Origin of the sequence: Virgibacillus sp. LDC1 (assembly GCF_025792345.1) — a bacterium.
Lineage (GTDB): Bacteria > Bacillota > Bacilli > Paenibacillales > Paenibacillaceae > Paenibacillus_AQ > Paenibacillus_AQ lautus.
Genome location: NZ_JAOXLZ010000001.1, coordinates 2,733,958 through 2,755,663, shown reverse-complemented (window position 1 = coordinate 2,755,663; position 21,706 = coordinate 2,733,958). Strand labels below are relative to the sequence as shown.

Below are 21,706 nucleotides of genomic sequence, written 5' to 3'. Positions count from 1 at the left end.
GGAGGCTGGGGAGCGTTGAGCGTTCTTGCATTTGATTTGGGCGCGAGCAGCGGAAGGGCGATGCTGGGCCAATTGAACAGCCGCACCATCGACGTAACGGAAATTCACCGGTTCCCGAACGATCCGGTTCGAATCGGCGACCGCTTTCAATGGGATATATTACGGATCTACCATGAGATGAAGCAGGGCTTGCTCCGGTTGAAGGGACAACATACCCTGCCGTCGAGCATCGGCATTGATACCTGGGCCGTAGATTTCGGTCTTCTGGATCGGAGCGGGGAGCTGCTTATGAATCCGTATCATTATCGGGACACACGCACGGATGGCATGATGGAACAGGTCTTCCGGGATGTGTCGCCTGTCGAGATCTTTGATCGGACGGGGATTCAGTTCCTCTCGTTCAACACGGTCTATCAGCTGGCTTCATTGCAGAGGCAGAAGCCCTACCTGCTTCAAGAAGCCGAGCGTTTTCTTATGATTCCCGATTTGCTGCGATACTTCTTCACCGGCGAGATGGCAAACGAATTTACGAACGCTACCACAACGCAGCTGTATAACCCGCTTTCGGCCAGCTGGGATGATCATCTCTTGAAATCATTAAATATCCCTCATAAACTGTTCCAACCCGTGGTTTCGCCTGGCACGCAAGCAGGAAGCTTAAGATCCTCCGTCACGGAGGAACTGGGGATCCCGCCGATTCCGTTTTATATGGTTGCAGAACATGATACGGCTTCCGCCGTTGTTGCGGTTCCGGCTCTGGAGCGGTCGTTTGCTTACTTAAGCTGCGGTACCTGGTCGCTGATGGGAACTGAAGTCGATCAGCCTGTCATTCATGAAAAGGCCAGAGAGCTGAATTTCACGAATGAGGGAGGGGCATACGGCACGTACCGGCTGCTCAAGAACATCATGGGACTGTGGATTCTGCAGGAATGTCAGCGGACCTGGGGACGGGAAGGGTTATCGTATTCCTATCCCGAATTGGTTAACATGGCGGATGCGGCACCGGCCTTTGCTTGTTTCATTGATCCCGATGATCCCGTATTCCTCCCTGCGGGAGATATGCCGAAGCGGGTAACGGAATATGCGGCCCGCACGAACCAGAGCGTTCCGCAGGGTGTAGATGCTCTTGTGCGCTGCATTATGGAGAGTCTGGCCATGCAATACCGTTATGTGCTCGAGTTGACCGAGGAATTGTCCGGGCGAACATTTCAGGGCTTGCATATGGTAGGCGGTGGCATTCATAATGAAACATTATGCCAGTGGACTGCGAATGCAATAGGGAAGCCCGTATGGGCGGGACCTGCGGAGGGCAGTGCCATCGGAAATATGGTCGTGCAGTGGATCGCTCAAGGCGAACTATCCGATATATGGGAAGCACGTGCAGTCATTAGAGAGTCCTTCCCGGTCAAGACTTACGAGCCGAAGGATGCCTCCTTATGGGAGGAAGCTTACGGAGTGTTCAGACAGCGTACCGGGAAGCGATAGAATATATGAACAGTAAGGATGGGCGGTATGATGCTGGTTGCAGAACGATATGAGAAAATAGTACAGTTGGTCAACGAAAGAGGGAGCATCCGAGTCTCCGAGCTGAGTCAGCTCTGCGGTGTAACGGAAGAAACGATTCGCCGCGATCTTGACAGGCTGGAGCAAGCAGGGCGCCTGCGCCGTTCCCATGGCGGAGCGGTTAGCGTGAAGGATCAACCGGAAATTCAGCGGTCGCAGCCGGAAATACCGTATGCTGAACGGGAAATCATGCATGCGCTGGAGAAGCAGCGGATCGCGGAGGAAGCGGTCAAGCGAATCCATCCGAATGATCGCATCCTGCTGGATGCAAGCTCAACGGCTTGGTATATGGCGAAAATCATACCGGATATTCCGATTACCGTGCTGACGAATTCGATTAAGGTAGCTGCTGAGCTGAGCACCAAGGAGAGGGTTCAGGTGATCTCCACAGGCGGTATTCTGGCTCATCGCTCCCTGTCCTTTGTCGGTCCGCTTGCGGAGCGCTCGCTGGATGCTTACTACGTGGATAAAGCCTTTCTGTCATGCAAGGGTGTGCACATCGAGCGGGGTCTTAGCGAATCCAATGAGCTTCAAGCGAGAATCAAGCATAAAATGATCGGAATGACGGATGAGACCATTCTGCTCGCCGATGCCAGCAAATTCGGTACGCAGGCTTTTGCGCAGGTTGCCGATCTCTCCCAAGTGAATCTGATCATCACCGATCGGAGATTGACGGAAGAGGAAGCGGCACCTTATCGAGCATTGGGCATCAAGATCGAATCTGTATAGAGGAAGCTACTATAACATATCAACATGGAATCCCCCCGTTCCGGGGGGTTCTTGCTAGAGGCCGATCCTTCGGTCCATATCCTGATGATTAGCGGGGTGAAGATGTTGAAGATTTCATTATTTGTCACTTGTCTCAGCGATGCCTTGTTCCCGCGGGTGGCTGAATCGATGGCAAGATTGCTGGCAAGGTACGGGGTGCAGCTGGAATTCCCGGAAATCCAGACTTGCTGCGGCCAACCGGCCTACAACAGTGGGTATTGGGATGATGCTCGCATAAGTGCCAAGACGATTCTGGACGCTTTTGACGATAGCGACTTCGTTGTGTCCCCTTCCGGCTCGTGCACGTATATGATTCATCATTATCCGGATTTGTTCAAGGACGATCCTTTATACCTGGATAAAGCGAAAGCGCTTCAATCCAAATGCTATGAGTTTACGCAATTCCTTGTTGACGTGCTGGGGGTGACGGATGTAGGCGCCGTTTATCCGCAAAAGGTAACCTATCATCCATCCTGTCACGGAAGCCGCCTGCTCGGCGTTAAGGAGCAGCCGATGAAACTGCTCAGCCACGTCAAGGGGCTGGAGCTTGTTCCCTTGCCTTTTGCCGAGGATTGCTGCGGATTCGGGGGAACGTTTGCCGTGAAAATGGCGGATATTTCAGGTGCGATGGTAACGGAGAAAAGCGATCATGTGCTGGAAACCGAGGCGTCCGTGCTGGTCGGACTTGATATGGCCTGCCTCTTAAACATTGCCGGCAATCTGCGTCACCGGGGCGAGAAGGTTCAGGTCAAGCATTTAGCCGAGCTTCTGTATGAGGGGGTGAGCGTGCATGAGCACAGCTGAGACGAGAGCGCAGACGGTTAAGGAGCGTGCAGGTTATGCCCTTAATAATGATTTTCTGCGCAATGCGGTGAAGTTTACGACAGAGCGGCTGCGGCTTGGCAAAAAGCTTGCGTCGGAGGAGCATGGCAACTGGGATGCGTGGAGGGAACGGGGGCGCCAAATTCGGCTCCATACCATTGCGCACCTGGATTACTATTTGAATGAGTTTGCCGAACAGGCCAGGGCGAACGGAGCCCATGTCCATTTTGCGGAGACGGCGGAAGAAGCGGTCGCGATCTCCCTGCAGATTGCGGAGCATAAGTCGGCCAAGTCCGTCGTGAAGTCAAAATCGATGGTGTCCGAGGAGCTGCATCTGAACAAGGCGCTCGACTCGATCGGGGTAGAGGCCGTGGAAACGGATCTCGGCGAGTATATTATTCAGCTTGCGGATGAAACGCCTTCTCATATCATCATTCCCGCCATCCATAAGAACCGTTACCAGATCGCGGAGCTGTTATCAGCAGAGGCGGGTGAGACGCTGCCGCCCGATACGGCGATTATGGCGGGGTTCGTCCGCATGAAGCTGCGCGAGAAGTTTCTTGAAGCGGACATTGGTATGACGGGTTGTAATTTTGCGATCGCCGAAACGGGCTCGATGGTATTGTTCGAGAATGAAGGCAATGCCCGGATGGTGACAACCGTGCCGAAGACACAGATCACCCTGATGGGCATGGAGCGGATTATTCCGTCATGGGCGGATCTCGAAGTGATGGCTACCTTGCTGCCGCGGTCGGCGACCGGTCAGAAACTGACGGTGTACATGTCCGGCATCAGCGGGCCGAAGAGAGAGCTGGATGCCGATGGGCCGGACGAAATGCATATTATCATCATCGACAACGGGCGCTCTCTCCAGCTCGGCGACCCCGAATTTCAGGAGCTGCTCAACTGCATACGCTGCGGCGCCTGCCTGAATGCTTGTCCCGTATATCGCCATATTGGCGGGCACGCCTATGGAGGCACGTATAGCGGCCCAATCGGTGCCGTATTAACGCCGGCCTTAAACAAGAATGTCGCGGAATGGGACGATATCGCCAACGCATCCAGCCTGTGCGGCGCCTGTTATGAAGCATGCCCCGTGAAGATTCCGCTGCATGATATGCTGGTATCCCTCCGCCGCCGGAAGATTGAAGCCGGGCGCGGTGACAAGCTGGAAGCAATGGGAATGAAGGGCTTCTCGGCGATCATGGGGAATGCCAAGCGTTACCGCAGCGTGGTATCCCTCGGGAAGTGGGGCCAGAAATTGGTAGTGCGAGGCGGGGAGATCCGAACGCGGATCGGTCCTTTGAAGGGGTGGAATTCGTACAGGGTAACCCCGAGTCTTCCCAAGCAATCCTTCCGTGACCGGTGGCCGGAGATGGAGCAGGATATTCGAAGCACCTCGGGGACAATGGACCCTGAAATCGCAAACCGATTGAAAGAGCGGCTTCAGCAGCAGAAGTCCGGAAAGGGGGAGAATGCCCATGACTGACGAAACCAATCGCAGTTGGCTGAGCCGTCTTGAAGAACAGTCTCGCAAGAAGCAGGAACTGTTCATGGATGGAATCGCAGCGAAGCTGGGGAGAGACCGGGTTCGCACCGCTCCGGAGCACCCTTTTCGCGGTGCCCCCGACTTCTGGAAAGAATTTGAGTGGCCTCTCGAGGAGAGGATTACGCAGTTTACCGCCAACTTTGAAGCGGCCGGGGGCCATGTTGTAAGGCTGAACCATCTTGAAGAGGTCAGCCGGTTTATTAGGGACAAAGCGATGGAGATGAGTGCGGCTACGATTCTTCGTCAGCAGGAGGACGCGCTGGACCGCCTGGGGCTGGAAGAGAGCTTGCCGGAGGCACTTGTTCTCTCCTGGAATGATGCAGCGGACACGGACTGGAGGGCTGTAGCTGCCAGAGCTGATTTTGGCGTTGTCATGGCGGATTACGCAGCGGCTTACACCGGTTCGATTACGGTGAAATCGGCCCCGCAAAAAGGCAGATCCGTCAGCCTGCTGCCGACCGTGTTGATGGCTATCATCCCCATAGAGCGAATGGTTACCCGGCTAGGCGAGATTCTGGTTCAGTTCGATCAGGCCGGACGCGAGCAGCTGCCGGCGGGAATCCATTTTATTTCAGGCCCGAGCCGCTCTGCCGATATTGAGAACGATCTGACGATTGGCGTTCACGGGCCAGGCATCGTGTACGCCTTGCTGGTAGACTCCTACGACGAATAACGTAACACCTGACGCAAGATAAGCCCCAAGCCAGGAGCAGTCACATGATGCTCACGGCTTGGGGCTTATTTAAATTATAGAATGTATAAGTTCTCAGCGAAGCTGTAAACTACGATCCACACCATTCTGTCTACTATGAAAGCACAGCGATAGATGGATGTTTTTACGTATGAGGTTATTTTCCTTTACGCGTCAGCTCGGCCAGCCGATCCCACTGCTCATGGGTCACTTCCGCCAAGTCGTTGAACTGCCCCGCACCCCGCAGCCATTCGCCGCCATCGATGGTGATCACATCGCCATTTATGTAACCGGCATAATCGGAAATGAGATATGCGGCCAGATTGGCTAGTTCCTCTGCATCCCCAACTCGCCTTAGGGGGATGCGATCGATCATTTTTTGCTCCAGGTCCGGCGTGGGCGATAATCTTGACCAGGCGCCTTCGGTGGGGAACGGACCCGGGGCGATCGCTACCTGACGGATGCCATAAGGGGCCCATTCCACCGCGAGGGACCGTGTCAGCGCAAGCACGCCCGCTTTTGCGGCTGCAGAAGGGACCACGTAGCCAGAGCCTGTTGAGGCATAAGTCGTGACGATGTTGAGCATTGTTCCGCTTTTGCCTTGCTCAATCCAGCGTTTGCCAACTTCAAGGGTTGCGTAGAAGGTGCCGTGCAGCACAATGTTCAGCACGGCATCTACAGCCCGAGGAGATAGACGTTCCGTAGGGCTGATAAAATTCCCAGCGGCATTGTTGACAAGTACATCAATGCCGCCGTAATGCAGCTCTGCCGCTTCGACAAGAGCCGTGATCTGCGCAGGGTCCCGAACATCGCAGCTCTTGTACCATACCTCGCAGCCCTGCTGTCTTAGTTCTGCAGCCGTTTGCTGCAGAACTTCCTCACGGCGTCCGCATATGGCGAGTTTGGCGCCAAGCTGGGCGAATTTCTCTCCCATGGCTCGCCCAAGCCCGGTGGCGCCTCCCGTAATCAGTACGACTTTATTTTGAAGCAAATCGTCAGTGAACGGTCCCATCGATGGTTCTCCTTTCAAGCAGAAATGAATGTAGCGAGGCGGATCCTCTGTCCGCGTTTTATAAACGGCAGGCTGCATTAACCCCTCTTTAATTCCAGGATTGCAACCGCTTACTTCCAGCGTAACATGGCTAACGCTTCCAGTCATCATATTCTTTATGTTGGTAAGGAGCACGAGATCAAGAAAGAGCTGCACGAGCCAAGTTACCAGAACAGGAAGGTACACCCCGGGGGGGATGAAATACACCGACAGCTGCTTGTGAATAGTAACTAACGACAGAAGAGGGGATCCCCCATTAAAAAAGCCTCATGATCCAACGAGGGATATGGAGGAGGATAACATCCAGAACCAGGGTGGCGTTACCAGATAAATTTTCCAACTTGGTTCGTCCGGGCCAGTTCATCTTTTTCATGATATATTCACCTCATTTCAAATGGATTTGTTGGACGATCGATAGATATGCCGATCTCTATATTAATGGCACCAACAAACAGACCGAACAAAATGATCAGAACGTTGACCGATACGCTCAGAACGTCGAGTATTAGTAAAAACATAAGATCAGCCCCTTAAGGCTAAATACGCACGAATCAAATGGAGGTTCCAGTATATGGAAGGTGAAGGAGCGTTCTTTCCAAGGAAGGGAGCAGCATAAGAAAAAACGTAAAGACTGACGCATGCAAGCGCCACATATCCTTGGCGGAGAATACAAAATGCCTTCTTTTCGATTTTAGTTTCCAATAGCATATTGAAACTTGTCATCCCCATATACTTTGCTATCAAGCAAATATAAATGGTTGTCTTATTAAGTGTGCCGAAAGGTGGGATATGGTGTGGCATGAAGGCAAACACGAAAGAAATCATGATATGAAGGAGGATTCTATTTGATGGAAATACAAATAACGGGGTTTGTTGTTCATTCCAATGACTCCGATTCGGGACATTCACATCAACTCTTTCTTACATCCTGGGATGGAAGACCGGTTAACGTTCATGTGCATCCCTTTGAAGGAGATACATCCTTTGATGTTGGACATTTTCATCATTACGTGGGTGTAACTGAACCAGCTCCAAGTGGTGTTCCACACGTCCATAATTATCATGCCCAAACATCATTTAATGACCAACACAAGCACATGATCAGAGGAACAACTGGCCCTGCCGTTCCCTTGGCAGGTGGTGGGCACTATCATTATTTTGAGGGTTATACCACAGTAGATGGCAGGATTCCACATGCTCATCGATATAGTGGAAATACAGGTAATGAACAGGGCTATCCAGGTACTTCCTATTGATGCATTTTTGTTCTTATAAATTATGCCTCTGACTATTACCTCCTGCCTTTGCCTTATCAGATTCCCTTTCATATGATGTATTATTCCAACTGGAAAGGGGTAATGATGAATGAGCGGCTATGAAGGTTCTGGGTATGGTAGTAGTCTTGGTGTTATTCTCGTTCTCTTTATTCTACTTGTAATAATACTCCGTACTTGGGGATTTTAAGTGAATACATTATAGAGGCTCTCACTTACGCGCATTGAATATACCAGGGTTAACATCTAAAGGCATCCAAAATAAATTTGGATGCCTTATTCACGCGCCCAGCTGTATGAATGGGGCAGATGATTCAAAAAAAGGAGCTAATCACGCTTTTTATTATAACCAAGCTTTAGCGGTGACTTCACCCGGTGGAGGCTTTTGAGGAAACTGAGAGCATATCATGTACTCGGAAGCTGAGGGATTCTTTACTGATCCTTTCAGGACCTTCATTTTTTTCATTAATTATTCGTCCAATTCATTTTTATAGATTCTGCATATAATGCATTATCTTCTTCGAAGGGAGGAGTTCTTATGAAAAAACATCATCATAAGGTTAAAGTGATTGTCCTCAAACCGGGACAAAAGGTCATTGTAAAGTGTGAAAAGCACAAAAAGCATCGCCCGTAAAAAGCTTAGAGAAAGATGATACTAGTTTTGAGAAATACCAAAAAGAGCGGCAAACTAAGAAGTGAAGTTCATTCTTGGTTTGTCGTTATTTTATTTAAGTAACGCACCGTGAAATAGGATGATATGGCATGGATCTTGCAGGTTTAAAGTGGATCACTAGGCAATGCCTAGAACTGCAAAATCTGTTCAAATCAATTGGCACACCACACCCAACCATTTGGATCGGTGCAGCTTTGATTCTCACTGGTGTTCTGTTCGTTATCATGAAAAAGAAATAGGAATTCACTCATTTATCTGTGCAGGCGAAAAGCAGCTTCCTTATCGAGCTGCTTTTCTGTTGTTGTGGTACGGAATAAGAAGAACGAAGAACGTGTTCGTCTTGGATTGTTATTGTACCCGCTACCTTGAGCAGGATTTGATCAGTGGTGAATCCTCAAATAAATTAACTGCAACTTTCGCAGAACGAATGGGTGTCAGCAAAAGCGTGGACGGGTGTTTGATCACCATGGAAATTGCCTTTTTAAGTTTCAGAACGTGTTTGCTTGGTTAGGTTAATAAGAAATGCTGGTTAAAACGATACATAGTCGTAAATTCTACATCTTATATATCACACTGCCATTGACCATGGGATTTTGATTACATCACGAGATGAGGAACCTTACATGATTCTGAAATCACTGACGGAGCGGCTGATACTTAAGACGATAACGGGCAGTACTTCCATGGATATCACGAACCTGAATACAGATTCAAGAGAGATCCGGCCTGGCGGCCTGTTCGTCTGTGTTCCGGGCTTTCACGTGGACGGCCATGACTATGCCCGGCATGCGATACGCAACGGCGCTGTTGCCATCGTAGCTGAGAGGGAGCTGCCGGTGCTTCCAGGGAACGTAACGCGTATAACAGTACCAGATACCAGAAGAATTCTGCCGATTCTCGCAAACGCATTTTTTGAAGATCCCACACAGCGTTTGAAGCTGATCGGAATAACCGGGACAAACGGCAAGACCACGACAACCCATATGGTAGAAAAGATACTGAACGACGCTCACCGCAAAACGGGCATTATTGGCACACTGTATATGAAGATCGGAGATCATATGGAGAAGACGCTGAATACCACGCCGGATACGATCCAGCTGCAGCGTTATTTTCACACGATGGTCACCCATGGCGGGGACTATGCCGTGTTGGAAGTGTCTTCGCACGGATTGGATATGGGGAGAGTGCGCGGATGTGATTTTCAAACCGTAGTCTTTACGAATTTATCACATGATCATCTGGACTTTCATCAGAATATGGAGAGCTATCGCAATACGAAGGAGCTGTTGTTCGCCCAGCTGGGAAACAGTAACCGTGACATGCTGAAGAAGGCGGTCCTGAATGCGGATGATGAAGCATCGTCCTATTATGCAAAACGTACATCCGCACAGATCGTAACCTATGGCATTCATAACGAGGCTGATGTTCGGGCAACGCACATTCAAAATATGCCGGAGGGCAGCACGTTTCATGTAGAAACGCCATGGGGACAGGGCGGCTTCAGACTGAAGGTGCATGGTGTTCACAATGTATATAACGCACTTGCTGCCATGACCACTTGCCTGCTGGAAGGGATACCGCTTGAAGAAATTCGCAGAAGTCTTGAACAATTTGCAGGGGTTCATGGACGATTTCAAGAAATAGAAACAGGACGGAGATTTCGCGTGGTTGTGGATTATGCGCATAATCCGGATGGACTTAAGGCAACATTACAATCCGCCAAGGAAATCACTTCGGGCAAAATGATATGCGTGATGGGCTGCCGGGGCGAGAGGGATCGGTTGAAACGCCCGATCATGGCGGACATTGCCGCTTCGTATTCGGATTATGTGTTGTTCACGACGGACAATCCGTTCTCGGAGGATCCGGAGCAGATTATGGCAGAGATGCTGGGTGGCTTAACCTCGCATGAGGCGGGGAATTGGGAGGTTATCCTGAACCGTAAAGAAGCCATTCAACGAGCAGTGGAATTGGCCGGTGACGAGGACAGGATCATTATTACCGGACGAGGACATGAGACCCGTTATGTAGCAGGCAGCCAGATCGAATCATTTAGCGATGAGGATATTGTGCTGCGTTCATTGCAGGACATGGAGCAAGGCATCCAGATGATGACACCGGAGCTATAAAATTACCCGGGAGGTGCTGGATTTTGAAACGAACGGTGTTTGGTGCTGCGTTAATCGCGGTTTTGCTGCTTCTTGCTGCTTGTACACAGTCTCCCCCTTCTGAGGAAGAGGGGAGGCAGGAAGAACATCGGGAGGAGAAAACCGATTCCTCCGTTCAAGCGCTTGCAGAGCAGTTGAGGACACCTTGGTCTATCGATTTTGACGGCGATACGATTTATATCAGCGAGCGGGAAGGAAATATCGTTCAGATCCAGGACGGCACCTTAACCAGACAATCGGTACATACCGAGAAGCCGGTCGCCCATCAAGGAGAGGGTGGATTCTTAGGCTTTGCGTTAGCCCCTGATTTTCAGGATTCCGGCAAGGCTTTCGCCTACCACACCTATGATTCGGATGGAAAGGTCATGAACCGGTTGGTCCTTCTGAAGCAGGAGGGGAATCAATGGACAGAGTCGCAAGTCTTCCTGGAGCGTATTCCTGGCTCCAATGTGCATAACGGAGGCAGAATTGCGATCGGACCTGACGAGATGCTATACGTAACAACTGGAGATTCGGGAGAAGGAGAGCTTGCGCAAAACCAGGAAAGTCTAGCAGGCAAAATATTGCGATTGACGCTGGATGGGAAGGTCCCGGCGGATAATCCGACCGCAGGCTCTTATATCTATACGTTAGGGCATCGGAATTCGCAGGGCTTAGCTTGGAATTCGGATGGTGAATTCTACAGTTCGGAGCATGGACCGTCCGGAACACCCGGTGGACATGATGAGATTAATGAGATAACGGCCGGCAGCAATTACGGCTGGCCCGAGATTATTGGGGATGAACAGCAAGAGGGCATGAATGCCCCGCTCTACCACAGCAGCGAAACGGCTATTGCTCCTTCAGGCATCGCTTTTGATGAGGAGGATTACATGTACGTGGCGACCCTTCGCGGTCAGAAGCTGTACCGATTTCGGCCGGAGGATGCCTCGCTTGAGACGGTATTGGAGGGGGAGGGCAGGTTAAGAGACGTCAAAGTCCATGACGGCAAAACCTATGTCATTACCAACAATACCGATGGCAGGGGTGTGCCCTCCGATCAGGATGATCGACTGCTGGTGCTGAAATAATTCAAAGAATTGTACATGTCTTGCGATTTAAGAGAATAGGATAGGACAAGTACAAAAAAAGGCCCCTTCCTGTATGGAAGGAGCCTGAAGTGGCAATAACAGATATTATGTTTGCATGGCTTCGGTTTGTTTTCGAATACGGTACACGCATTTTTTGTCGCCCTTGGCAAGGCACTCGGTACGTTCCACATCCGCCTCCAGCAAGGATTGAAACAGGTCAAGCTCACAGCGGCATGCGTGTTGATACCGGTTGGCTACTTGGGATATGGGGCAGTTCAGTTCTTCGAGGAGGTATTCTTCTTCGGTGACTTTTTTGTAATCCACCATATATCCGTTGTCATTCTGAATCTGGGCAAGGGCTGCAACGCGATCTTCGAGAGCATCGGCTTTCACCGTAGGCGTATACTTGTTCAGCAATGTATCTTTGCGCTTGTCGAACAACCGTGAAATCATTTCGTCACCGGCCTCGTCCTGCAGCTCGTTCAGCAGATCGAGTGCAAGCGTATGATAGTTCTTAGGGAAAAAATCCTCAGCTGATTCAGTAAGACTGTATAAGGAGACGGGTCTTCCCATCGGCTGCTTCACGGTTCGATAGGTGATGTAACCCTCACTCTTCAAGCTCTCCAGATGGCGCCGGACGGCCATGCCTGTTATGCCCAGTGCCTCGGTAATGGATTTCGTGCTGAGTTCACCATTTATTTTTAACATTTGCATGATATACTCGCGGGTACTGTATGCGACTTCTTGATCCACTATAATCACCGCCTTGTTTCTCGATGAATGCTTTCTTTTTCAACTAAAAAGGTTAAAAAGCAATATGTCTCATCTTATGTCTTTACCTTCTATAAGTCAACCGGAATAGCTGTTTTTGAGGCTGTCCTCACGCGGTTCATTGACAATTGGCATGTTTACCACATAATTATGATATATTTTAGTATAAAAAGTATAGAAAACCAAGAAATCTATGAAGATCGACTTTTTGCAATGATAGCCGTCGAAAGTTTGAAAGATTATTACAATCGGGAAGGTGGAATCACGAATGTATGTTATTGGCTCAGCTTGTATCGAAGAGAAAGCGGGAGAATGCGTTGACGTTTGCCCTGTGGATTGTATCGAAGAAGGAGATGACCAGTTCTACATCGATACCGATATTTGTATCTCCTGCGGGGCTTGCGAAGCAGCTTGTCCGGTTGCGGCCATTTTCTATTTTGAGGATCTGCCGGAAGACCAGAAGCATTATTTCGATAAAGCGGTTGAATATTACAAGAACAAGTAGGGCGCTCCGGTTTGAGTCTATCGGGCGCTCCGGTTTGAGGCTATCCGCTCTGTTGTCTGTCCGTTTCTTGAATGGAATAGGTAAGGTAGAAACGGACTCCCAAAGGATCCGTGCGCTCCGGTTTGAGGCTACCCGCTCTGTTGTCCGTCCGTTTCCGGAATGGAATAGACAAGGTAGAAACGGACTCCCAAAGGATCGGTTATCCTCAAACCTCCGCTGGTTGGAAAGTTCAAAAGGAAAGATCAAAAGACTAAAGATAAGAGACTAAAGATTAAAAGATTAAAATAGATCAAGGATTACAAGTTGTAACTCATATCTGATGCGATCAAATAAAAGAGGCTACGATAAATAGTCGAAATTATGATAGCTTTAAGCTGCGCTCATGCGTTAATCAAAATACGTGTTCTATATACGTAGACCATCCGGGATTATTTGAGGGTCACCTCGAATTTATTTCTCGGGTGGTTTAATTCGTTGTGGGAAGATCGAGCAAGAAAGTACCTAAAGACCCGGCACAACACCGAAAAAATCATGTATTTCCTCTTTTAGAAGCCATTCGAGATGAAGAATGTTCCAATCATTCATTTCTCGGGTGGCTTTATTCATAGGGTGGAAAGACGTTGTTATCTACATTTTAGGAGATCCTGCGTCAAGTTGATGTCATGTTGTGCGCGATGCGCGGTCAATTGTATGTATACACGAGAATGAATTTCTTTCGTAAAATATTGAAACACTTACATTTCCAGAATCAAAAAAATAATAATTTAAATGTGTCATATATATTGACACATTTACAAAACACGTTTTATTATTAATATCACTGGAGAATAAAAATAATAAACTTGATAATAATCACGGTTTTTTGATGATTTCGGATCGTTTTATTTGGAAAAATGATCTAATTAATCTACTGATGAAATTAAATAGGGGATGTCTTCATGAAAAAGCATGATCAAGACTTTATGAAGCGGCAGAACAGACTCACAGTATTCCAAATCATCAAGAACGAACAGCCGATTTCAAGAGCAGCCATTGCCAAACAGACGGGAATGAGTCCGACAACGGTCAGCCGGATCGTATCGGAGCTGACGGAAGAAGGATACGTTCACGAAACAGAAGAACAAGCCTCGGCCGGCCGCGGAAGAAAGTCTTCCTTAATAAGGCTGCTGGATACGGCGGTCATCTCGATCGGCGTCGAGCTGGATCGCCATCAAGCTAATATTGGATTCATCGATGTTCAGGGAAACGTATTGTGCAGCGGAAGTTTTCCGAGATCGTCGGAGGATACGGCAGAAGCCACGGTGGCCCGAATTGCAGACACCATTGAAGAACTCATCGCGGAATGCGATATCGATCGCAGACGGGTGGTGGGCATTGGCGTGGGACTGCCGGGCATCATCGATGTTGATGCCGGTGTGGTCAATTTCTCGGTACAGCTTGGTTGGAAGAATGTGAGGCTTGCCGAGAGGCTCAAGGAATTAACCGGGCTTCAAGCAGTCGTGGACAATGAACTGAAGGTGAAGGCGTTGGCGGAGCAGCTCAAGGGTTCGGCCTACGGCTCCAACCGTACGGTGCTCCTGGGCTTCGGTAATGGCGTCGGATCGGCGCTCATTCTGGAGGGGGAGATTTACCGCGGGGTGACGAACAGCGCCGGGGAAATCGGTCACACGACCGTGGACCCTGAAGGCATGATGTGCGACTGCGGGAAAGCCGGATGCCTCCAAACGTATATCAATATACCGTCCTTGTTGTCGGAAGCCAGCAAAATCAAACCCGTCCGCACGATCGAGGAGCTGTTCGCGGAGAGGCGGGCCGGAACGCGCTGGGCAAGCTATTTGATCGATCGGGCCCTTGCATATATGGCGATTACGATTAATAACGTCGTCAGTATGTACAATCCGGACAGCGTCATATTGAGCGGTGAGATTCTGGACAAGTTCCCTGAAGTATATGAAGAGATCACCGAGCTGTGCTACTCACAGTATATCTGGGAACCGCTTCAGGATTCCTTTACAATTGTCCGATCCGAGCTTCACGAGCATGGGGTCATCATCGGGTCGGGACTTGTCGCACAGGATCGTTATTTTCAATTGAATTAATTCATCTGGAGATCGGGGGAGCAAAATCATGGGATTTGTGCCATTGGTAGAGGAGTATCGCGGAAACGTACTGGAGAACATCCACTACGGAGCGATCAGTGTTGTAGACGAGAACGGAAAGGTGGTTTATGCAGCGGGTGATCCGCATCATATGACCTTTCTGAGATCGGCGGCTAAACCGTTCCAGGCAATACCGGTAATGAAACGCCGGATTGACGAGGTGTACGGACTTACAGGGGAAGAAACGGCCTTGTTTGCCGCTTCACACCGGGGCGAACGCTTCCACATTGATGCCTTGGAATCTATTTTGAAGAAAACCGGGATTCAGGAAGAAACGCTGCACTGCTGTGCAACTTATCCATTGAACGAGGATGCCAAGGCGCAGCGCCATCGCGATCATGAGGACAAGCGCAGAATCTTCCATAACTGCTCAGGCAAGCACAGCGGCTTGATTGCCCTATGCAAGCATATGGGCTGGGACGAGAGCACGTATTACAAGCCGGAGCATCCGGTTCAGCAAGAGATCATTGAGACGCTGGCTTATTTTGCCGAGGTTCCGGTTTCCTCGATTCCGCAAGGCATTGACGGCTGTGGCCTTCCTATCTTCGCGCTTCCGCTGGACCGCATCGGTTACTCCTTCCTCAAGCTGGCATGCCCGGATTTGATCGAGGATCCAGAGACTGCAGAGGCAGCTGCCAGAATGGCAAAACGGATGAATGAGTACCCGGATATCATTGCAGACACGAAGTTTGTATGCTCTGCTCTGCTCCGGGACCACAATCTGACTGCCAAGGGCGGCGCCAAGGGCGTGTACGGCATCGGTCTTCGGAAAGAACGCTTGGCGATCTCGCTTAAAGTGTCCGATGGCTCCGAGCAAGTATGGCCATGCATCATCGCTTCCATCCTGGAGCGCCTGGGTTACAGCGATCAGGCTACGATCGACCGCTTGTATGCGCTGGTTCCGAATGAGATTTTCAACGATGGCGGTACGCTGGTTGGGAAGCGACGTGCGGTGTACGAATGGAATGTTTAAGCTGTGAGGAACTCAAGGCGATCGGCAGGATGTTATATGCTGAAGCGGCGAGTGAATCTATAGATATTCACTACATCAAAGGGGGAGTAAAACAATGAGATTCAAAGGTAGAACATGGTCACTGCTCATGCTGCTGCTCGCATTTACGATTGTTGCGGCAGGCTGCGGCGGAAACAGCGGAAGCGGCAAAGGGGCAAGCGAAGGCGGCGGCGAGAGCAAGCCGGTGACAAAAGATAACAAAGATGTTGTCATTGCGATTAACGCCAACTTCATCACGCTTGACCCTCACAATGCCGGAGACACGCACTCCATTTCCGGTGCACGCACAATGTACGAAGGTTTGATGGGCTTCAACGACAAGATGGAACTCGTTCCTGTGCTGGCTGAAGACTACAAGATCAGCGAAGACGGCCTGACTTACACATTCAATCTGCGCCAGAACGTGAAGTTCCATGATGGAACGGATTTCAACGCAGAAGCTGTAAAAGCCAACCTGGATCGCATCATGGATGAAAAGAACAACCTTAGAATGCGTAAAAGCTTCTCTACCGTCGCCGATGTTCAAACTCCGGAAGACCACACGGTTGTCATCACCCTTAGCCAGCCGTACAACGCTTTCTTGAACAAGACCGCGATGGCGCTGATGATCAGCCCGAAGGCGCTTAAAGAAAGTGCCGACATCACGAAGAACCCTGTAGGTACAGCGGCATACAAGTTCAAGGAATGGATTCAAGGTGACCGCCTTGTTGTTGTGAAGAATGAAGATTACTGGCAAGAAGGACTTCCGAAGGTAGACAGCATTACGTTTAAACCGGTACCGGAGAACGGTTCCCGGATCGCAATGCTGAAGACGGGCGAAGCGGATTTCATCTATCCTATGCCAACCGAGCAAGTCTCTGAAGTAGAAGGCGATTCCAATATTGTCATTGATAAGATCGATTCCACCATCGTTCGTTATATCACTCTTAACACCATGAAGAAGCCTTATGACGATCTGAAGGTTCGTCAAGCCATCAACTATGCCATTGATAAAGATGCTTACATTAAAGTGGTTAAATCCGGACTGGGTTCGAAGCTGAAGTCTTCCATGTCCTCAATGACCCAGCACTACTCCGAGCAAACCGGCTATGATTACGATCTGGAGAAAGCAAAATCACTCTTGGCGGAAGCGGGCTATCCGGACGGATTCGAAGCAGAGCTCTGGGGAGAGAACGATTCCGAAACGATGAAAGGCATGCAGTTCATTCAGCAGCAGCTGGCTCTTGTCGGAATCAAAGTCGACGTGAAATCGATGGAGGGTGCAACCCTGTCCGATCAGATTAACTCGGCTACGCCGGAAAACGCAAAAATTCAAATGTGGTATGTAAGCTGGTCCCCTTCGTCAGGTGATGCCGACGGCGCAACAAAAGGTCTGTTCAGCAGCGAGTTCTTCCCGCCGGCTGGTTCTAATACGGCTTACTACAAGAACGACAATGTAGACCAATGGATCAAAGATGCTAACGCATCTGTAAAAGCTGAAGATGCAAAAGAAATCTATGCGAACATCCAAAAACAAATCTGGGAAGACGCTCCTTGGGCATTCCTCGGGGTCGATCAGGTCATCACCGGCAAGAGAGCTTATCTTGAAGGCGTTAAAGCCCTTCCGGACGGATCGATCAGCGTGATCAACGCAGAAGTCAAATAATCAGGCAGCGAAGAGCTTGCTAAACGTATACCTTGTGGTGGGCCGCCTCTTGAATCAATAAGGAAGCGGCCCATCGTATTTTTAAAAAGCTGGCATGTTGAAAGGAGGCACATCCTTTGGGAAGATATGCAATTCAGAGGCTGCTGGGTGTTATCCCGCTGTTGTTCGTTGTATCCATTCTTGTATTTATGTTCATTCACCTTATTCCTGGAGATCCGGCACGACTTGTTGCAGGTAAGGATGCCACCCTTGAGGAGATCAACGGGATTCGAGAGCAGCTAGGCTTAAACTTGCCGCTATGGCAGCAGTATGTGAACTACATGAGTGATCTGTTGAAGGGTGACTTGGGTGTATCCGTTACTTCCGGTTTGCCGGTGACGGACATGTTGGAAAGCCGCTTTTTCCCAACGATTGTCCTGACCTTTACCAGCCTTGGCTGGGCACTGGTCATTGGTCTGATCATTGGTATCATATCTGCCGTCAACCGCGGAAAATGGCCGGACTATATCGGAATGTTGACTGCGATATCCGGTATTTCCCTGCCAGGTTTCTGGCTTGGTCTTGTACTTATTCAAATTTTCTCCGTTGAGCTGGGCTGGTTCCCGACAGGCGGTGTCGACAGCTGGCAGTCCTATATTCTGCCATCCTTTACGCTGGGGGCAGGGATTATGTCCATGCTGGCAAGATACTCCCGTACTTCGATGCTGGAGACGATGCGTGAGGATTATGTCCGGACGGGACGCGCGAAGGGTCTGCGGGAATTCGTCGTTGTCGGCAGACACGCGCTGCGCAACTCCCTGATTCAGGTCGTAACCGTTGCTGGGCTGCAGTTCGGATTTTTGCTGGGCGGTTCCGTTATGGTTGAGACGGTATTCAGTATTCCTGGCATGGGGCGTCTCTTGGTAGACTCGATTGCGTTCCGGGATTATACCGTCATTCAAGCGCTTTTACTGCTGTTTGCAGCCGAATTTATCCTGATTAACCTGATTGTCGATTTATTGTACGGTGTACTGAATCCAAAAATCCGGTATGCATCGAAATAGGAGGGGGAACCCATGAGCGACAATTCAACAGTGACGGTCCATTCCTCCGTACCGGAGGATACGCTTGCGAAGAGTCAGGCAACTGGCAAATTCAAAGCGTTTACGTCTAAATTCATGAAGCAAAAGCTTGCCGTTATATCAAGCGGATTTATCTTGTTATTGTTAGTGCTGGCGGTGATCGGTCCGCAAATCGTTCCGTATCCTCCGAATGAGCCGAACTATGATGCGATGATGCAAGGCCCGTCGGCTGCCCATTGGGCAGGTACGGACGAGTACGGCCGTGATATTCTGAGCCGCTTGATCGACGGAACAAGGTTGACCATGGCGGTCAGCTTAAGTGCTGTATTTATATCCGCCATTCTCGGTACGATTCTTGGTCTGATCAGCGGTTACTATGGCGGCTGGATCGACCGTCTCATTATGCGGGGAAGTGACGTCATGTTCTCATTTCCTGACCTGCTGCTTGCCATCGGAATCGTGGCGATTTTGGGACCGGGCTTATCCAATGTGGTGATCGCGGTGGCGGTCTTCGGGACGCCGTCGTTTGCCAGAATCATTCGAAGCGTGACACTCTCCGCGAAGGAGTCTTTATATGTAGAGGCAGCACGGTCCATGGGCGCCAAGCATAACCGGATTATCTGGAAGCATATTTTTCCCGAGACGGTTCCCAGCATCATTGTGAACGTATCGATGAGAATCGGCGGCGCCATTCTGGCAGCTTCTTCGTTAAGCTTCCTCGGACTTGGAGCCAAGCCGACGGAACCGGACTGGGGCGCCATGCTCAGCATGGGGCGCGATTACTTGAGCATTGCACCTCATATCGTGTATTATCCGGGACTTCTCATATTCCTGACCGTGCTTGCATTTAACCTGATCGGTGACGGACTGAATGATGCCCTTGATCCGAAGACGAAAAACTAATAGGGGGGATAGATCGTGACGCAAACATTGCTTGAAGTAAAAGGTCTCAAAACCGAGTTCAAACGCGATGGCTCATCGGTGCTTGCCGTAGCAGGAGTGGATTTTCACATCAATAAAGGCGAAGTGCTCGGGCTCGTTGGTGAATCCGGATGCGGCAAAAGCGTAACCTCCCTGTCCATCATGAGGCTTCTTAAAGATACGCCCGGCCGAATATCCGGGGGCTCGGTAAGCTTTGAGGGCAAGGATCTCGTGCAAATGTCGGAAAAAGAAATGCGCCGCTATCGCGGAAATGAGCTGGCCATGATCTTCCAGGAGCCAATGACGTCGCTAAATCCCGTCCTTCGTATCGGGAAGCAGCTGGAGGAAGCCATTATGCTGCATTTGGGGTACAGCCGCAAGAAAGCGCGGCAGCATGCCATCGATTCACTCCAACTTGTTGGTATTCCGAGAGCCGATGAGGTTGTGGATGACTATCCGCACCAATTGTCCGGCGGCATGCGGCAGCGGGTCATGATTGCGATGGCGATGTCCTGCAATCCGAAGCTGCTGATTGCGGATGAGCCGACCACCGCCCTTGATGTTACGATTCAGGCTCAGATCCTTGATCTGATGAATCGACTCAAGACCGAACAGGAAATGGGCATGCTGCTCATTACCCATGACCTTGGCGTCGTCGCGGAAATGTGCGACCGGGTGGTTGTCATGTACGCAGGCAGAGTCGTGGAAGAGGCGACAGTCGAGGAATTGTTTGAGAATCCTCAGCATCCGTACACCAAAGGACTTATTAACTCGGTGCCTAAGCTTAGACAAAAGGTGCGCCGTTTGGAATCCATTCCAGGGAATGTGCCGGATCTAAGGAACATGCCGAAAGGCTGCAAGTTTGCTCCGCGTTGTCCGTTCGTGATGGAGCAGTGCCTCTCTCAGGAGCCGGAGCTTCTCCCTGTCGCACATGAGGAGCATCGTAAGAGCCGCTGCTGGCTGACACAAGAAGGTCACTCGAAGGGAGGAGAAACCGCATGAAAGAAACACCTCTATTAGAAGTAAAGAATTTGCAGAAATCATTCACGGTAAAAAAGGGGTTCTTCGGTACATCCAAGCAGCTTCGTGCCGTGGATGGCATCTCCTTCGCAATCCATAAGGGCGAGACCTTCAGTCTGGTTGGCGAGAGCGGCTGCGGCAAATCGACCACCGGCCGCTTGGTAACCCGTCTGCTGACGCCGAATAGCGGCGAAGTGATTTTTAACGGAACCGATATTAGCGGATACAACGAGAATCAGATGCGGCCGCTGCGGAAAGATATGCAGATGGTCTTCCAGGATCCTTATGCTTCCCTTAATCCAAGAATGAAGGTCAAAGAACTGGTCGCGGAGCCCTTGCTGATTCATACCAAGCTGAGCACCAAAGAGCGGGATAAATTGGCTTGTGAGCTGCTGGAAACGGTCGGACTGAACAGCTTCCACGCCGAACGCTTTGCCCATGAGTTCAGCGGCGGGCAGCGTCAGCGGATCGGCATTGCCCGAGCGCTGTCCGTGCGTCCGAATCTGATCGTGGCCGACGAGCCGGTGTCCGCGCTGGATGTTTCCATCCAATCGCAGGTGCTGAACCTGCTGCAGGATCTTCAGGAGGAGTACGGCCTGACTTATCTGTTCATCTCCCATGATCTCAGCGTGGTTGAGCATATCAGCGACCGGATCGGCGTCATGTATCTGGGCGCGCTCGTGGAGACGGCTGATAAGGATACGCTGTACGATCGCCCGCTGCATCCTTATACTCAAGCGCTGCTGTCCTCGGTGCCCGTTCCGGATCCGAAGCAGAAGAAGGAACGGATCATTCTGAAGGGCGATCTGCCGAGTCCGGTGAATCCGCCGACAGGCTGCCGCTTCCATACACGCTGTCCATCCTGCATGGAAGTATGCAAACAGATCACGCCTGCTTACCGTGAGGTTGAGCCAGGGCATCAGGTGGCTTGCCATTTATATGACGAAGAAATCATGAAAAACGCATAACGGTGTTGATTC

Annotated in this window: 20 protein-coding genes; 17 read left to right on the top strand and 3 right to left on the bottom strand. The window is 50.4% G+C overall.

Features of this window, described 5'->3' with window-relative positions; translation table 11 throughout:
- The first annotated feature begins 15 nt into the window (after positions 1-15).
- The 5 genes from OHJ21_RS12145 (at position 16) to OHJ21_RS12125 (ending at position 5,375) form a co-directional block, all read left to right on the top strand.
- Positions 16-1,485 (top strand): rhamnulokinase, encoded by a 1,470-nt coding sequence (locus OHJ21_RS12145; protein ID WP_486020164.1) that lies wholly within the window; start codon positions 16-18, stop codon positions 1,483-1,485.
- Positions 1,486-1,515: 30 nt separating this feature from the next.
- Complete coding sequence (locus tag OHJ21_RS12140; protein WP_071220495.1) at positions 1,516-2,292, top strand: DeoR/GlpR family DNA-binding transcription regulator; 777 nt, start codon at positions 1,516-1,518, stop codon at positions 2,290-2,292.
- A 105-nt stretch (positions 2,293-2,397) separates the two neighbouring features.
- A complete protein-coding gene (locus tag OHJ21_RS12135) occupies positions 2,398-3,135 on the top strand; it encodes a (Fe-S)-binding protein (protein WP_326094858.1) in 738 nt (245 codons plus the stop codon).
- Positions 3,122-4,642: a LutB/LldF family L-lactate oxidation iron-sulfur protein gene (locus tag OHJ21_RS12130; RefSeq protein ID WP_100537872.1), complete on the top strand. Its 1,521-nt coding sequence runs from the start codon at positions 3,122-3,124 to the stop codon at positions 4,640-4,642. Before OHJ21_RS12135 ends, OHJ21_RS12130 begins: the two co-directional genes overlap by 14 nt.
- Positions 4,635-5,375 carry a LutC/YkgG family protein gene (locus OHJ21_RS12125; protein ID WP_486020163.1) on the top strand — a complete coding sequence of 247 codons (741 nt, stop codon included), beginning with the start codon at positions 4,635-4,637 and terminating at the stop codon, positions 5,373-5,375. The genes OHJ21_RS12130 and OHJ21_RS12125 overlap by 8 nt, the downstream gene beginning before the upstream one ends.
- Positions 5,376-5,550: 175 nt before the next feature.
- Here the strand turns inward: OHJ21_RS12125 and OHJ21_RS12120 are convergent, their stop codons facing one another.
- Entirely contained in the window at positions 5,551-6,405 is an 855-nt protein-coding gene (locus OHJ21_RS12120; RefSeq protein ID WP_127592307.1) for an SDR family oxidoreductase, read from the bottom strand.
- A gap of 419 nt (positions 6,406-6,824) precedes the next feature.
- Positions 6,825-6,962 carry a hypothetical protein gene (locus OHJ21_RS12115; RefSeq protein ID WP_486020162.1) on the bottom strand — a complete coding sequence of 46 codons (138 nt, stop codon included), beginning with the start codon at positions 6,960-6,962 and terminating at the stop codon, positions 6,825-6,827.
- A gap of 330 nt (positions 6,963-7,292) precedes the next feature.
- Between OHJ21_RS12115 and OHJ21_RS12110 the strand changes: the two genes are divergently transcribed.
- The 4 genes from OHJ21_RS12110 (at position 7,293) to OHJ21_RS12095 (ending at position 11,632) form a co-directional block, all read left to right on the top strand.
- Positions 7,293-7,700: a YmaF family protein gene (locus OHJ21_RS12110; protein WP_486020161.1), complete on the top strand. Its 408-nt coding sequence runs from the start codon at positions 7,293-7,295 to the stop codon at positions 7,698-7,700.
- 109 nt (positions 7,701-7,809) lie between these two features.
- Positions 7,810-7,908: a YjcZ family sporulation protein gene (locus tag OHJ21_RS12105; RefSeq protein WP_100537869.1), complete on the top strand. Its 99-nt coding sequence runs from the start codon at positions 7,810-7,812 to the stop codon at positions 7,906-7,908.
- A gap of 1,106 nt (positions 7,909-9,014) precedes the next feature.
- Entirely contained in the window at positions 9,015-10,523 is a 1,509-nt protein-coding gene (locus tag OHJ21_RS12100; RefSeq protein ID WP_100537868.1) for a UDP-N-acetylmuramoyl-L-alanyl-D-glutamate--2,6-diaminopimelate ligase, read from the top strand.
- 23 nt (positions 10,524-10,546) lie between these two features.
- Positions 10,547-11,632, top strand: coding sequence for a PQQ-dependent sugar dehydrogenase (locus OHJ21_RS12095; RefSeq protein ID WP_486020160.1), 1,086 nt, complete (start codon positions 10,547-10,549; stop codon positions 11,630-11,632).
- A 105-nt stretch (positions 11,633-11,737) separates the two neighbouring features.
- Here OHJ21_RS12095 and OHJ21_RS12090 read toward each other — a convergent pair whose 3' ends face one another.
- A complete protein-coding gene (locus OHJ21_RS12090; protein ID WP_486020159.1) occupies positions 11,738-12,385 on the bottom strand; it encodes a helix-turn-helix transcriptional regulator in 648 nt (215 codons plus the stop codon).
- 286 nt (positions 12,386-12,671) lie between these two features.
- Here OHJ21_RS12090 and OHJ21_RS12085 point away from each other — a divergent pair, with 286 nt between their 5' ends.
- From OHJ21_RS12085 to OHJ21_RS12050, 8 genes are all read left to right on the top strand, one after another.
- Positions 12,672-12,908, top strand: coding sequence for a ferredoxin family protein (locus OHJ21_RS12085; RefSeq protein ID WP_015736133.1), 237 nt, complete (start codon positions 12,672-12,674; stop codon positions 12,906-12,908).
- Positions 12,909-13,846: 938 nt separating this feature from the next.
- Positions 13,847-15,007 carry an ROK family transcriptional regulator gene (locus OHJ21_RS12080; protein WP_100537865.1) on the top strand — a complete coding sequence of 387 codons (1,161 nt, stop codon included), beginning with the start codon at positions 13,847-13,849 and terminating at the stop codon, positions 15,005-15,007.
- 28 nt (positions 15,008-15,035) lie between these two features.
- Positions 15,036-16,040 carry an asparaginase gene (locus tag OHJ21_RS12075; RefSeq protein ID WP_100537864.1) on the top strand — a complete coding sequence of 335 codons (1,005 nt, stop codon included), beginning with the start codon at positions 15,036-15,038 and terminating at the stop codon, positions 16,038-16,040.
- A 94-nt stretch (positions 16,041-16,134) separates the two neighbouring features.
- Positions 16,135-17,724 (top strand): glutathione ABC transporter substrate-binding protein, encoded by a 1,590-nt coding sequence (locus OHJ21_RS12070; RefSeq protein WP_486020158.1) that lies wholly within the window; start codon positions 16,135-16,137, stop codon positions 17,722-17,724.
- Between the two features lie 116 nt (positions 17,725-17,840).
- On the top strand, positions 17,841-18,767 hold the full coding sequence (locus tag OHJ21_RS12065; RefSeq protein WP_009592113.1) for an ABC transporter permease subunit: 927 nt from the start codon (positions 17,841-17,843) through the stop codon (positions 18,765-18,767).
- Between the two features lie 12 nt (positions 18,768-18,779).
- Positions 18,780-19,688, top strand: a complete 909-nt coding sequence (locus tag OHJ21_RS12060; protein ID WP_100537862.1) for an ABC transporter permease — start codon at positions 18,780-18,782, stop codon at positions 19,686-19,688.
- A gap of 15 nt (positions 19,689-19,703) precedes the next feature.
- Positions 19,704-20,708 carry an ABC transporter ATP-binding protein gene (locus OHJ21_RS12055; protein ID WP_100537861.1) on the top strand — a complete coding sequence of 335 codons (1,005 nt, stop codon included), beginning with the start codon at positions 19,704-19,706 and terminating at the stop codon, positions 20,706-20,708.
- Positions 20,705-21,694, top strand: coding sequence for an ABC transporter ATP-binding protein (locus OHJ21_RS12050; protein ID WP_100537860.1), 990 nt, complete (start codon positions 20,705-20,707; stop codon positions 21,692-21,694). The genes OHJ21_RS12055 and OHJ21_RS12050 overlap by 4 nt, the downstream gene beginning before the upstream one ends.
- Positions 21,695-21,706 lie beyond the last annotated feature (12 nt).